Origin of the sequence: Micromonospora salmantinae (genome assembly GCF_022230905.1) — a bacterium.
In the GTDB taxonomy this organism is placed as follows: Bacteria; Actinomycetota; Actinomycetes; order Mycobacteriales; family Micromonosporaceae; genus Micromonospora; species Micromonospora salmantinae.
In genome coordinates this window covers 216170-230791 of the sequence record NZ_JAKKFG010000011.1, presented here as the reverse complement: position 1 = coordinate 230791, position 14622 = coordinate 216170, and the positions used below count along the sequence as shown (strand labels likewise).

At 70.1% G+C, this 14622-nt stretch carries 8 protein-coding genes; 4 read left to right on the top strand and 4 right to left on the bottom strand.

What is annotated here, in order from left to right; all coding sequences use genetic code 11:
* Positions 1-10: 10 nt before the first annotated feature.
* From nrfD to fdh, 3 genes are read right to left on the bottom strand one after another with little or no spacing between them, the layout of a single operon-like run.
* Positions 11-1162 carry an NrfD/PsrC family molybdoenzyme membrane anchor subunit gene (gene nrfD, locus PSH03_RS09870; RefSeq protein WP_238688924.1) on the bottom strand — a complete coding sequence of 384 codons (1152 nt, stop codon included), beginning with the start codon at positions 1160-1162 and terminating at the stop codon, positions 11-13.
* Positions 1159-2127 carry a 4Fe-4S dicluster domain-containing protein gene (locus PSH03_RS09865; protein ID WP_372494728.1) on the bottom strand — a complete coding sequence of 323 codons (969 nt, stop codon included), beginning with the start codon at positions 2125-2127 and terminating at the stop codon, positions 1159-1161. The genes nrfD and PSH03_RS09865 overlap by 4 nt, the downstream gene beginning before the upstream one ends.
* On the bottom strand, positions 2117-5389 hold the full coding sequence (fdh, locus tag PSH03_RS09860; RefSeq protein WP_255750326.1) for a formate dehydrogenase: 3273 nt from the start codon (positions 5387-5389) through the stop codon (positions 2117-2119). The genes PSH03_RS09865 and fdh overlap by 11 nt, the downstream gene beginning before the upstream one ends.
* A gap of 180 nt (positions 5390-5569) precedes the next feature.
* Between fdh and PSH03_RS09855 the strand changes: the two genes are divergently transcribed.
* From PSH03_RS09855 to PSH03_RS09840, 4 genes are read left to right on the top strand one after another with little or no spacing between them, the layout of a single operon-like run.
* Complete coding sequence (locus tag PSH03_RS09855) at positions 5570-5917, top strand: CU044_2847 family protein (protein ID WP_238688923.1); 348 nt, start codon at positions 5570-5572, stop codon at positions 5915-5917.
* On the top strand, positions 5914-7671 hold the full coding sequence (locus PSH03_RS09850; protein WP_308194366.1) for a VMAP-C domain-containing protein: 1758 nt from the start codon (positions 5914-5916) through the stop codon (positions 7669-7671). The genes PSH03_RS09855 and PSH03_RS09850 overlap by 4 nt, the downstream gene beginning before the upstream one ends.
* A 16-nt stretch (positions 7672-7687) precedes the next feature.
* On the top strand, positions 7688-8698 hold the full coding sequence (locus tag PSH03_RS09845) for an AAA family ATPase (protein WP_238688921.1): 1011 nt from the start codon (positions 7688-7690) through the stop codon (positions 8696-8698).
* On the top strand, positions 8688-12860 hold the full coding sequence (locus PSH03_RS09840) for a tetratricopeptide repeat protein (RefSeq protein ID WP_238688920.1): 4173 nt from the start codon (positions 8688-8690) through the stop codon (positions 12858-12860). Before PSH03_RS09845 ends, PSH03_RS09840 begins: the two co-directional genes overlap by 11 nt.
* 165 nt (positions 12861-13025) lie before the next feature.
* Here the strand turns inward: PSH03_RS09840 and PSH03_RS09835 are convergent, their stop codons facing one another.
* Entirely contained in the window at positions 13026-14621 is a 1596-nt protein-coding gene (locus PSH03_RS09835) for a P-loop NTPase family protein (RefSeq protein ID WP_238688919.1), read from the bottom strand.
* Between the last annotated feature and the right edge of the window lies 1 nt (position 14622).

Below are 14622 nucleotides of genomic sequence, written 5' to 3'. Positions count from 1 at the left end.
GGACATTCGATCACACCGCGGGCGGGACCGCCCGATCAGCTGGAAGATCCATGCCGGCTCGCCGCGCCTCGACCCGTTCGCGCTGCGGCACCACCGTGTAGCGGGGGTCGCGGGCCGAGGCGACGCCACCGTAGAAGATGCCGAACCGGGTCAGCACCGACGCGGCCAGCAGCGCGGTCCCCGAGAGCGCACCGACCACCCGGCTGCGCCGGCCCAGCAGAGCACCCGCCACCCCGCCGGCGGTCAGCAGCCGCCCGGCACGCAGCAACCGGCCCGGCCGACCCAACCGGTAGGGCTCGCTGAGCAGGCCGAGGCGGGTCTCCACCCGATGCGCGCCGTACAGCTCCAGGGCCGCGCCGGCCACCGCCATCCGGCGGGCCGGCCCGGCCTGGGCCGGCGGCGCGGCGAGCAGACCCACGCCGGCGCCGCTGGCCAACGCGCTGCCCGCGAAGATCACCGGCAACTCGGGGTACGCCTCATGCCAGGACGGCACCGCCGTGTCGGCCAGCAACACCCCGGTGTACGTGGCCAGCGCCGGCGCGGTACCGGCGGCGAGCAGCCCGGCGGCGTGCCCGATCGGCGGCAACGCCCGGCCGGCCAGCCCGAGCAGACCGTGCCGAGGCAGCACACCGGCCGCCTCGGCGATCGCGGCAACGCCCGCCGCCGGCCCGTACACGGTGAGAATCCAGGTACCCATCGACATCGGCGAGGTCGGCTTGGCCACCCGCAGCATGTGGTGGAACCGCGCCGGCCGGCCCAGGTCCCTGATCAGGAAGACGGCGCTGGCGCTGACGGCGGCCAGGGCTGTCACCCGACCGGCGCGACGCAGCGCGGGCCGGCCGGTGAGCTGCCCGCCCGCGGCCAGCAGCGACGAGCCGGCTGCCAACCCGCCGGTGAACAGGTACGCGGCGATGTCCCACTTCCAGACCGGTCCCTTCAGAACGGGCCGACCGTAGTAGGACGTGAACTCGGCCTCCGGCACCCGCAGTTCCTCACCGCCGCCACGCCGCCCGCCCCGCCGGCCCGTCCGGCCCCCGGCTTCGGTGCTGCCGCTGGCGGTACTGGGGCGGTCGTCGCTCACCGGTGGTCGGTCGCCGCCCTCGGCGGCGAGGCGCTCCCGGAAGCGACGGAACCGGTCGCCCACAGGGCCCGGTGGGGTCATGAGGAACCTCCGACGAACGCGGCGACAGTCGCCGCCGCCATGGCGAGAGCGGCGAGGCCGGCGCGCTTCCACATCTTCGGCAGGTCACGGGTGGTCACGACCGGGTCGGGCGGCAGCCCGTACACCTCGGGTTCGTCCAGGAGCAGGAAGAACGCCCCGTCACCGCCCACGCCGTCGTTCGGGTCGTGCCCGTACAGGCGGGCCTCGGGGACCCCCCGCTCGTGCAGCGTCGCCACCCGGGCGGCGGCACGTTCACGCAGCTCGTCCAGGGGCCCGTACTGGATCGACTCGGTCGGGCACGCCTGCGCACACGCCGGAGTCATCCCCGCGCCCAACCGGTCGTAGCACAGCGTGCACTTCCACGCCCGACCGTCGTCCTTACGCTGATCGATCACCCCGTACGGGCACGCCGAGATGCAGTACCCACACCCGTTGCAGATGTCCTCCTGCACCACCACGGTGCCGAACTCCGTGCGGAACAACGAACCCGTCGGACACACGTCCAGACACGCCGCATGCGTGCAGTGCTTGCAGACGTCCGACATCATCAACCACCGGAAATCCGTGCGTTCCTCGACGCCCGTGCCCCGGCCCGGTGGCTGGGCCCCCGGCATCCCCAGGAACTGCGGCCCCCCGTCGACCGGCCGGGCCGCGTCGGCGTCGACCGGCGCGCCGAGGACATCCGCCGGTGCGGCGCCGTGCCCGGCCGGGCGGGGCTGCTCGATGAACGCGACGTGCCGCCACGAGTTCGCGGTCAACGCGCCGGTGTTGTCGTACGACATGCCGAGCAGGTCCAGGCCGCTCTCCGGGACGCCGTTCCACTCCTTGCAGGCGACCTCACAGGCCTTGCAGCCGATGCAGACGCTGGTGTCGGTGAAGAACCCCATCCGGGGCGGCGCGTTCTCATAGCCCGCATCGGGTGCCGGGTCCAGCGGACCGTACAGGCTGTTCGGGTCAGGAAGCACCGTGCTCCTTCCCCTCATCGTCGGTGGTCACGGCCGGCGCGTGCTGGCCGGGGACGATCCCGGCGCGCCGCTGGGAGTCGGCCACCAGCTCGAGCAACGCCGGGCCGATGGGACGACGGCCCGGCCGCACGTCACAGGTGCCGACCTTGCTCTCCTGGATCAGCACGTTCGGGTCCAGGCTGATACCGAACAGGTCGTTGGCCGAGTCACCGGTGACCAGACCCTCGAAACCGAAGTGGTACGGCAACCACACCTGGTGGATGATCCGACCCTCCACCCGCAGCGGGGTGAGCCGGTCGGTCACCAGCACCTTCGCCTCGATCACCGCACGGCCGCTGACCAGGTGCGCCCAGCCCAGATGCGTCAACCCGACCTCGCCGGCCAGGGCCGGGGACACCTCGACGAACATCTCCGGTTGCAGCTCGGCCAACGGTGACACGGTCCGGCTCATCGCACCGGCGGTGTGGTGCTCGGTGAGCCGGCTGACAGTGAACACGTACGGGAACACCTGAGCGTGCTCCTGCGGCGGGCTCGGGTTCACCGAGTTCACCGGATGCGCGTACATCTTGCGGGTCGGATTGGCCTGCTGACCGTAGAGCGGGTTACGCACCGGCGACTCCACCGGCTCGTAGTGCGTCGGCAGCGGCCCGTCCAGGACACCGCTGGGCGCGTACAGCCAGCCCTTGCCGTCGCCCTGCATGACGAACGGGTCGTCGCCCGCGATGCCCTCCGGCCCGGACGCGCCGGCCGGCGGCCGGTACGACGGTGGCTTGGTCTTCTCGAAGTCCGGCACGTCGTAGCCGGTCCACTCGGACTTTTCCGCGTCCCACCACACGTACCGCTTGCGCTCAGACCACGGGTTGCCGTCCGGGTCGGCGGAGGCACGGTTGTAGAGGATGCGCCGGTTCGCCGGCCACGCCCAACCCCACTCGGCGGCCACCCAGTCCTGTTCGTGCCGGGACCTGCGCCGGGCCGCCTGGTTCACCCCGTCCGCGTACACCCCGCTGTAGATCCAACAACCGATGGCGGTGGAGCCGTCCGCACGGGCCTCGGCGAAACCGGACAGCGGGCGGCCGGTCGCCACGTCGTACCCGTTGATCTCGCGCAGCACCGCCTCGGCGCTCGGCTCCGCGTGCGGACCATGCGTGGGGTAGTCCCAGGTGAGGTCGAGCAGCGCGCGGTCGCGCGGCAGCGGCGAGTCGGCCAGCTTCTCCCGCAGTTTGTGGCCCAGGTGATAGAAGAACCACAGCTCGGAGCGGGCGTCGCCCGGCGGCTCGACGGCCTTCTCCCGCCACTGCAACAACCGCTGCGTCTGGGTGAACGTGCCCTCCTTCTCCACATGCGACGCGGCGGGCAGGAAGAACACCTCCGTGCGGCACTCCTCCGGCACGATCTCCCCGGTGGCGACCTCGGGGCCGTTCTGCCAGAACGTCGCGCTTTCGATCATGAAAAGGTCCCGGACCACCAACCAGTCGAGGTTGGCCATCCCGAGCCGCTGCGCGCGACCGTGCGCGGAGCCGACCGCCGGGTTCTGCCCGAGCAGGAAGTACCCCTTGATCTTCCCGTCGATCATGTTGAGCACCTGTTGGTACGTGCCGTGATCACCGGTCAGCCGGGGCAGATAGCCGTAGCAGAAGTCGTTCTCCGGCGTCGCCGCGTCACCCCAGTACGCCTTGAGCAGGCTGGCGGCGAACGACCGCGCGTTACCCCAGAACCCCTTCTGCCCCGGGTGGCGAATGCTGTCCACCCACTCGTCGAAGCTCGGGTGCTCGGCGTGGTGCGGCATCGGCAGATAACCGGGCAACAGGTTGAACAACGTCGGGATGTCGGTCGAGCCCTGGATGCTGGCGTGGCCACGAAGCGCCATCACCCCGCCACCCGGGCGACCCATGTTGCCCAGCAACAACTGGATGATCGCACCGGTGCGGATGTACTGCACACCCACACTGTGCTGCGTCCAGCCCACCGAGTAGATCAGCATGCCGGTGCGGTCCCGACCGGAGTTCTGCGTCCACGCCCGCGCCAACTCCAGGAACTGCGCCTGCGAAATGCCACAGACCCGCTCCACCATCTCCGGGGTGTAACGGGAGAAGTGTCGCTTGAGGATCTGATAGACGCAGCGCGGATGCTGCAACGTCTCGTCGCGCCGGGTCTGCCCGCCCACCGGCGCGCCGTGCGACTCGTGCGTCAACCCCGCGGCGCTGTCCCGCTCCTGGGCGGTGTGCCCACTGCCGGACGAACCCTCGTGCCCCTCGTACTGCCAGCTGTCCTGCACGTAGGTGCCGGTCTCCGGGTCGAAGCCGGAGAAGAAGCCGTCGCCGTCCTCGGTGTCGCTGAACTCCTCGCTGACGATCGTCGCCGCATTGGTGTACGCGAGCACGTACTCCCGGAAGTCCAACTCGTGGTCCAGGATGTAGCGCACCACCCCGCCGAGCAGCGCGATGTCGGTGCCCGCCCGGATCGGCACGTACTCATCCGCGACCGCACTCGTCCGGGTGAACCGTGGATCGACGTGGAAGACCTTCGCACCCTTGCGCTTGGCCTCCATCACCCACTGGAAACCCACCGGGTGCGCCTCAGCCATGTTCGAACCCTGGATGACGATCACGTCAGCGTTGGCGATGTCCTGCTGGAAATCCGTCGCACCGCCACGACCGAAGCTGGCCCCCAGACCGGGGACGGTGGCGGAGTGTCAAATACGGGCCTGGTTCTCGATCTGGAGCGCCCCCATCGCGGTGAACAACTTCTTGATGAGGTAGTTCTCCTCGTTGTCCAGCGTCGCCCCACCCAGACTGGAAATACCCAACGTCCGGTTGAGCGCTCGACCCTGCGTGTCGACGTCCTCCCAGGTCTGCTCGCGGGCGGCGAGGATCCGGTCGGCGATCATGTCGAGCGCGGTGTCGAGCTCCAGATCCTCCCACTGCGTCGAGTACGGCCGGCGGTACCGGACCGTGGTCTGCCGCAGCGGGCTGGTGACCAGGCTCTTGCTCGCCGAACCCTTCGGGCAGAGCCGACCCCGCGAGATCGGGCTGTCCGGATCACCCTCGATCTGACTGACCCGCCCGTCCTTCACGAACACCCGCTGACCACAACCCACAGCGCAGTACGGGCAGACCGAACGGGCCATCGAATCGGCGGTGTCGGTGCGGGCGGTGAGCGCACGGGACCCGTCGGACTTCGCCGCCGCGCCCCGGCCCAGCGGGTCCGTGCCGGTGAGCTGGCGGTAGACCGGCCAACCCTCGATAAAGGTCCGTAACCCCAACCCCGACACCCCCTCCCCACGCGAGCGACCCTATGAAGATAGGTCAACTGAGACAGGTTCGCGAGCGGGAGGATCGCTCGAGGCCGGATCAAGGGGGAACCAGATTAAGTCAGCGACCCGACAGCGGCGGAGTACACAGTGGTTGATGCTCAACCGAACCTGGCTGTCACGGGAGGTTTGATGCCAACCGAGTTGATGCGTGTCCGCACCGAGGACGGCGACGAGGTCGTCTTCGAGATCGACCGACGAGAGGCCGGTTTCGGCGAGGCGGGGCTCGGTGCGGACCAGATCGTCGAGGCGCGGAAGCGATTTGAGGCGGGCCTGCGAGAGATCAACATAGCGGCACAGAAGGCGCTCGCGACCTTCCGCGAAGCCGTCCATCGCCCGGATGACATCGAGATCGAGTTCGGGGTCAACTTCAATGCTCAGGCCGGCGCCGTCTTCGCCAAGACAGGCGTCGACGCCCACCTCACGGTCAAGCTCACCTGGTCAGGCGGTGCCCCGCGCAGCGAGGTCGCCCCACTGTGAGTGCCGCGCCGCGGTGGCAGGTGAGAGTCGACACTGCTGGCGGATCTGGCAGCGGCTTCCTGATTGACGCCCAACACATTCTGACCTGCGCGCATGTGGTGGGTGACGCAATGGCCGTCAGGGTGTCGTTTCTGCAGCCCAGCCCGGGCGGACTCGATGGTGCCGTGGTGTTCCGAGGGCCCTGGTCACCAGGTGAGGTCGACGAGGGTGACGTCGCGGTGATCCGCCTGACCGAGCCCGTCGAGGTAGAGCCTGCGAGGCTCGCGCCACTGAACGGGGTGGAGATCTTCGCGCGACAGGAGCTCGGTGCGTTTGGCTTCCCCGACGGCTACCGGAAGACCGGCCAGATCGCCCACTTCCACGCTGACGCGTACCCCCGGCTGGCGGGGCAGGCGTGCCAGACCACCGCGAGCGAGACCAGGGGCACCCGTCTGGAGCGCGGTTACAGCGGCTCGGCCGCCTACGTGCAGGGGACCTACGAGGTGGTCGGCATGGTGATCTCCGCCGACCGGGACCCGGACATGCGGACCGGCGTGGTGCTGCCGCTCGACGAGATCGGCCGCCACTGGCCGTTCATCATCGATCGTATGCGCCTCGGCCCATTCGACTCGATCGCGTACCGGGAGCTGCGGGCCATCCTGGACGACCTGAAGCTTCCCGACATGCGCCGGCTACCGATGGAGGTGCTGGGGCACCCCACCCGGCTCTCCCCCGACCCGCCGCAGCAGCCGTTGAGCAGCGTGCTCGCCATGGTCGAGTGGCTGGCGGTGAACACCACCTTCCCCGAGGAGGAGGTTGTCGACCTCGTGGTCACCCTGCTGCGACGGATCGGGTTGAAATCCCCCGACCACAGTACGGCTCTGCACGAATGGGTGGGACGACACGGTTGGAGCGCGAGCGACGCGACATCGGTCGAGCCGGCAACCGAAGACGCCGGTACCCGGCCAGGGTGGGTGGTAGTCCGGATCGCGCCGTCGGCGGAAGGACGCAAGGCACACCACGTCACCATCTGGACCGCCACCAACCCCGACGGTGGACTGGACGAACGGACCCTGGAGGAGACGGTCACCGAGGACAAGATCCAGGAGACCATCGAGCAGCACCTGCCCGAGGCGTACCGGAAGATGATGCACGCCACGTACGAGACGATCGCCGTCGAGTTCGTGCTGCCCCGTGGTCACCTGGGCTGGCCCGTCGACTCCTGGCGTGCCCTCGACGACCACGACCAAGTGCCGCTCGGTTGGAGCCGGCCGGTCGTGGTCCGCGCCCTGGAATGGTTCGACACCACCGATCCGCGCATGATCGAGGAACGGACCCGACAGCTTCGCGATCGCCCCGGCCACCTGAACGCCACGATGAGCTGGCTCGACTGCTCCAACCGCACCGGGGAACTGCGGAAGTTCAAGGCATGGCTGCGCTCCGCGAAACGCCCACTCGCGCTCGGCCTGGCGGGCCGCTGGACAGAGCCGGACCGGATCGCCTCCGCAGTGGCGAGTGGCCTGCCGGTCCTGCTGTGGCAACGAGCCGCCTGTGCCTGCCCCGAAACCGAGACCATCTGCGCCAGCAGGCGTTTCAGTGACACCATGGCTACCCGGTTGGGCGACATCCGCAGCGAGGAGTTGCCCGCGCGGGTCCGCGACCTACGGGTGGAGGCCGCCGAACTCGACGACGAGGACGAACACTGTGGCCGCGATGTGACCCTGCTGTGGGACGAACCTCGGCGACGCCCGACCCGCCTGAGTTTCGCGGAGTGAGGAGTTAGGAGTGAGCGTGTCCGAGAAACCGGGCTGGTGGATCTATGAAGGCACCGGAGTCCCCCACGACGGTATCGATCGGCTGCCCGCTCCACCGCCATGGCGGGTCTTCGACGAATCCGCCACCCCCACCGCGCCACGTGTCGAGGAAACCGAGGCGGACATCCGTCGAGGCGCGAACTACCGGCCGGATCCGGATACCGTCGAACTGGTGAACGCCGCCCTGTACCTGCGTCGTCCACTGCTGGTGACGGGCCACCCGGGCACCGGAAAATCGACGCTTGCGACGGCGGTCGCCCACGAGCTGAAGCTCGGCCGACCATTGCGCTGGAACATCACCAGCCGGGTGACCCTGAAGGACGGCCTCTACCAGTACGACCCGTTGGCACGGCTCTACCAGACCAAACGGCATGCCGACGACACCGCTGGACATGACCACGGTGAGGACCTGGGCCGTTTCATCCGGCTGGGCCCGCTGGGCACCGCCCTGCTGCCTTCGGCGAAGCCCAGGGTGTTGCTGATCGACGAGATCGACAAAGGCGACCTCGACCTCCCCAACGATCTGCTCACCATCGTCGAGGACGGCGCGTACGAGATCGCCGAGCTGGTGCGGCACGCGGACCGGACCGCCGACGCCCAGGTGATGACCGCGGACAGCACCGAACGAGTGCCCGTCCATCAAGGGCAAGTCAGTTGTCGCGCCTTTCCGGTCATCGTCATGACCAGCAACGACGAACGGGAGTTCCCACCCGCGTTCCTCCGGCGGTGCATTCAGGTCACCCTTCCGCAGCCCGATGGGGACAAGCTGACAAGCATCGTCGACGCGCACCTCGACGGTCTCGCCCAGGGCAGCACCGACCTGATCGACACCTTCCTCACCCGTCGGGAGCCGGGCGACCTAGCCACGGACCAACTGCTCAACGCGATCTACCTGACTGACCAGGCAGGCCGCTCCGGCGGTGTCGACCGGGTGCTTCTGGCCGAGAAGGTGATGACTCACCTGTCCCGCCGGTCCGATGACGATTGACCTGCTCCGCGACGCCATTGTCGCGGCGGGTGGTGATCCGACCGCACGAGAACTCGCGGAGGCGCTCTGGCTGGGGCACCATCTGCGACCACGCGCCCCCGCCGTACAGCCCGGGCCGGAAGCGGACACCGCGGCCGGGCCCGGGCCGGCTGACGACGCGGTCGCCGACGTGTCGGCACCGCTCAGCGGGGCGGAACCGGCACCCGCGCCGGTTCCGCCCCGTGCGCCGACACCCACCAGCCTGCACATACCCCCGACCCGGACCGGAACAGCGACGGCCGCCGAAGTCGCGGTACCCCGCTCGATCGCGCTCGCCGACCGACTGAGATTCCAGCGGACGTTGCGCCCGTTGATGCGGCGGGTGCCAAACCGGCGGCTCGACGTCCTCGACGAGGATGCGACGGTACGCGCCGTCGCCGAACACATGCTGGCCGACCAACCCTGGCGTGCGGTGCTGACACCGTCGACGGAGCGGTGGCTGGATGCCGCGGTGGTGGTGGACAGCACCGCTTCCATGACGCTGTGGCGTGACCTGTCCACCAGCGTGGCCGACACCCTGGCCTCCTCGGGGGTCTTTCGCCAGGTCAGCAGGTGGCGGCTGCACGGCGACGACGCCGGCGTCGACGCCGCGCTGTCGACCTGGCGTGGTGAGACGCGTCGCCCCGCCGAACTGATCGACCCCACCGGACGGCGCATCGTCATCGTCATCAGCGACTGCGTCGACCGGATCTGGCACACTGGCGCGGCGGGCGCGTTCCTGCATCGCTGGGCCCGGCACGGTCCGGTGTCGATCCTTCAACCGTTGCCGGAACGCATGTGGTCCCGTACCGGCGGACGGACCATGGTGGGGGCGCTCAGCGCTCCACGCCCGGGCGCACCCAACACCGACCTGCGATTCGCCGCCTTCGACGGCCTGCCCGCCCCCGACGGCACCGTGGTGCCGGTGCTGGAGGTCTCGCCGCGCTGGGTCGGCCGTTGGACACGGCTCCTCTCGGGCGTGACGGCGGTGACCGCAGCGGTGACCGTGGTCACCGGCGAACGAGTACCCAACATCCCGGTCCGGGAACGGGCGACGCCCAGCCCGACCGACCGGGTACGGCACTTCCGCTCGTCGGCATCACCCGAGGCGTTCCGCCTTGCCGGGTACGTCGCGATGAGCGAGCCGGTGCTGCCGGTGATCCGCTACATCCAACACGCCATGTTCCGCTCCGCCCCGCCGTCGCAACTGGCCGAGGTGCTGCTCAGCGGCCTGCTGCGGGTGGTGGACGGGCAGGCTGGGCGCTACCGGTTCGTCGACGGAGTCCAACCTCTGCTTTTGGACACGCTGCAGCGTCCCGATCTGTTCCGGGCCGGGGAGCTGCTGGACGAGCTGTCCCAGGCGGTGCAGGCCCGGGTGGGGGTGGCTCGCGAGCATTTCACCGCGCTCACCCCGGGCCCCGGTCGGGCCGGGATCACGACCGACAGCCGCCCGTTCGCGGTGATCAACAATATCGGGAGGGCCCGGCTGGACCGTATCGCGGCCCGGCCGAGCGCGCCCGCCGCAGCTCCGCCCACCAGCCCTGCGGAATTGGCTGACACCGGCCCTGCCGCCCCAGACCTCGACCCGGAACCGGGTGATGCGGGCCCCGATGGTCCCGCGACGCGCGACGAGGCCACGGCGACGGGCGCACCGGCGGACCTGCTCGCTCCACACCACCGGGTGGTGCGCTTCAGCGGTCGTGCGGCCGACCTGGCCGATCTGCGGCGATGGTGTGACAGCCCCGGCTCGGCGGTGCGGGTGATAGCTGGCGGCGCTGGTCAGGGCAAGACCAGGCTGGTGCTCGAACTTCTCGACAGCCGTTCGGGACGCTGGCGGGATGCGCCGGTGTCCGGCGCCGACACGGCCGACATCGAGGACGGCGGGCTGGTCGTGGTGGACCACGCCGAGACGCGACTGGACACGGTGCGTAGAGAGCTGACCCGTGCGGCCCACGGCGTGAGACCGCTGCGTCTGCTCCTGCTCGCCCGTTCCGCCGGCGACTGGTGGCAGGAATTGCGCCGTACCAATCTCCTGTTCGGGGAGGGGACGGTCCAGCAGTTGCAGGCGCCCTGGGCGGCGGGGAACGCCCGGCAGGCCGCCCTCCGGGACGCTCTGACGGACCTCGCGACACGGTTGGACACCAACTCCGGCACCGACTACTGGCAGCGCCACGCCGCCTCGATGAGCCTGCCCAGCGCCGACGATGACCACTACTCCGCCCCCGTCACGCTTCACCTGGCCGCGCTGCGACTCCTCGTTCGCACCGGGGCGGAGCGGCCCCCCGTCTCCGTACCGGAGGTGGTGGCCGCGTTGGTCGCCCAAGAGCGCCGGTACGGCGAGGGCACCGCCGTGGCCGCCCGGATCTCCTATGCCCGACCGGGCCAACTCGACGAGTACGTGGGGGCGGCCGCCCTCTACGGCGCGGAGCGGATCACCGACGCACACGAAGTCGTCCGGCGGGTCCGCCCGGAGGACGCCACCGACCGGGCCACCGTGCACCGCCTGGCGACCTGGCTGCATGAGCTCTATCCGGGCGCCGAGGGCGAATACTGGGGGCCGGTCGAGCCCGACGCGGTGCGGCACGACCTCGCGGTGACCGCCGCATCGCGCAACCCCGCCTTGGTCACGGGCATCATCCCGTTCTGTACACCGGCGCAGTCGGGTCGAGCCATGACGGTGCTCGGCTCGGCGTGTCACCGCCACCCACACCTCGCCGAACCGCTCTGGCAGGTGGTACGCGACCAGCCGGCCCTCTTGGTGACATTGCTGCAGGCGCTCAAGGCCACCGCCGCGACCCCACCGCCGGCCCTGGCGGCCCGGCTCCGCACGTTGGTGCAGGATCCCCGCACCCCGCCCCCGATGGTGCGGGCCGTGGCCGAGGGCATGCCCGACCCCGGGTTCCTCTTCGCCGACCAGCCAGCGGCCGAATCCACCAAGCTCGTTCAGGGTGCCCGTCGGCTGGGCGAGATCGACCGTTACCTGCCCTGGCTGGCGGAAGCTCTCGGCCATCATCGTCGAGTACTGCTGGCCCACGGATCGGGCGCGGACGTGCTCGACGTGCTGACCGACGAGGTCGACCTGTGGCAACGGATCGTCGACATCGCCGGGCAGTCGAGTTCCGCGCGGTTGGTGCAGCGGCTGACCTCGGCCCTGGACGCCCAGGCCGACCACCTGCACCGTGCCGGTCTGACAGTGCAGGCGCTCAGCGCCACGAACCGGGCAGTGGCGCACCATCACCACGTTCACCTCGACGAGCCGGACAGCCATCTCACCCCGGTGTGCGCCAGTGAGATCCGGCAGGCCTGGCTCCTCGGTGAGCTGACCCGCATCGAGGAGGGCCTTGCTGCGGCGGAGTCGGCCGTACGGCACGCGCGAACGCTTTTCGACGCGGAACGACGCCGCAGTGACCGGACGACCGAGACGCGCAAAGAATCGGCGCACGCCCCGGCAGCCGTCCTCGTTCACCTCAGTGACGCGCTCGGCGCACTGGCCGCGATGCATCGGCTTCGCCACGATGCCGCGTCCGCTCTCGCGGCGGAGGACGAGCGGGTGGACCTGCACCGCCAACTCGTCACCGGCGACCAGATCCGCCGCGCCCCGGCCCTGGCGAAGGCCCTGCTGAGACAGGCCATGGACCTCGGAGAGGTCGGCTCGCCGCAGGTGGCGCTGACGGCTGCGGACGAGGCCGTCGCGATCTACCGCACCCTCGCGGCGGAGGGGAGCAGCGATGTCCTCGCGGCGCTGGCGACGGCCCAGCACTGTCGAGCCGTCCTGATGCACGACCTCGAACGGCACGACGAGGCCGCTCTGGCATTCCGTGACGTGGTGGTCATCCACCGCCGACTGGCCACCGCCGACCCGGCCCGCTACAGGGAGGACCTGGCGACGGTGCTGAGGCAGCAGGCCGGGCTGCTCCTGGAGGCCGGCGACGTCGGAGCGGCCATCGAGGCGCTCACCGAGAGCTGCGAGATACGGGGTCGGCTGTTCCGCGACGACGCGGCGAACGCCACGCTGAGCACGCGCTTGGCACGAGAGCACCGCCAACTCGCCGACCTGTGGGAGCGGGTCGGCGACGAGCCGAACGCCAACCGCCACCGGTTGCAGGCTCGCCTGCTGGACGAAGGACGACGCTCCCGCGGTTAGCTAAACGGGCTCCACACCCACCAGGAGGCCCGAAGCACGCCTGCCGTGGTGTGGGCTACCGCCTGTGGCAGGCCGACCCACACAGACCATGCCGCCAACGCCATCATGACGGCGAACATCAACACCAGAATCGACAATCGGGTCGCCCTATAGGAGGTGGGCAGGTCAGCGGAGCGCATTCGTCACCTCCGGGCGCAGGGCGCGCTCCCCGCGCAACAGCCACATCAGCGGGTCGGGCGACGGCGGGTCGGTCTGGCCGTGCAGGAAGTAGCGAACCTCGCCGAAGTCTCGGCTGGCTGACGTCAGGAGACTGTCAAGGCCGTGCTCGACCAGAAATCGCCGGACATCCGTCGAACCCGCCCGAAGCGGTGCGCCGACCGGCAGCAGGCCGAGCAGATCACCCTTGGACACCACGATCGCGAGCCGGCACCGGCTCGTGTCGACCCCTCGATACCGCATGCCGATGACAACTGCCTCGTACGAGTCCACCAGATCGTGCCGGGCGACCCGCACGACCGGCACCAGGTGCGGCGGCAGCCCCGCCAGTTGTTCGCGCAGCGCCGGCAGTGACAGGGGGTCGAGGACGAAGACGAAGTTCCGTGTCTCGTCCAGGTAACCGTAGGTCGCACAGGTTTCCCTGTCGACGAGTGCCGGTCCGGGCGCGTCGAACACCTGCACCCGTTGCGGAGCGCGGTGGGCCTGCACTGTCACGCCGACGGCTTCCGGCCCACCGCGTCGGTCCCGCCGTCGCACGATCGCGCAGCGCTCCGGGGGGAAACGGGCGACAAGTGCGGCCACCATGGCGTCGACAAGCGTCGACTTCCCCGCGTCGGGCGCACCGAAGAGGGCGACTCTGATCTCAGTGGCTCGTCCGGTGCCGGCGGCGAGCGCCGTGTCACACTTGGGACATAGCGCCGTGAGCTGTGCGCCCGCCGACGCCTGGCGGACCGGCATCGACGTTCCGCAGCCGCACCGCCGCCGCCACAGTCCCTGGGCGCCGGGCCGCAGAGCCCGGTGTCGATCGGACCCAGACGGCGCGGTCGACGGGTGCTCCGTCGGGCAGGCAAAAACCGGGAGGTCGACCAGGTAGTAGCAGTGCGGGCAGCAGGTCTCGGTGTGCCAGGAGGCCCGCCATCGCCGGTCGGCAGCGCGCAACCCTGCGGTCGCCGCGGCACCGAGGACCCAGGTCGGCACGACGACCACTACAACGACGACACTCAGCACGGCGATGCTGGTGACGACACCCACGGTGAGGCCGACGAGCCCCGCGGCAGGCAGGGCGAGCACCGGCCAGGTCAGCAGCACCGTCCAGGTTCGGGTCCGGGTCGACCCGTCCGGGCCAACGCCGTCCGGGGAACTGTCCAGGAAACGCTTGTGGTACCGGGGCAGTCGGGGCAGCGATCGCCACGTGGAGATCCACGAGCGGGTCACGTGCCGGTGGCAGCGCTCGACGACGGCCCACAGGTCGTACCCCGCCTGCCAGACGGCATAGTGCGACCAGGCGAAGTCACGGTGATACGACAATGACCCGCGACGTCGCACCGCAGTGAACTGGTCCCGTGGGCTGCGCACCCGCGGCGGGTCGAGCAGCCCGCCGTACATCCGGGCGGTCTCGACCAGGGCGAGGACCAGCCCGGCGAGGTAACCAGCTGACAGGACATAAAGGACGTACGGCGTCAAAATGATCACGACCAGGCTGTACGCCGTCACGACGATAAGCAGTGCCAGCAGGAGGAGCGGAACGGCGATCAGGCCAGACATC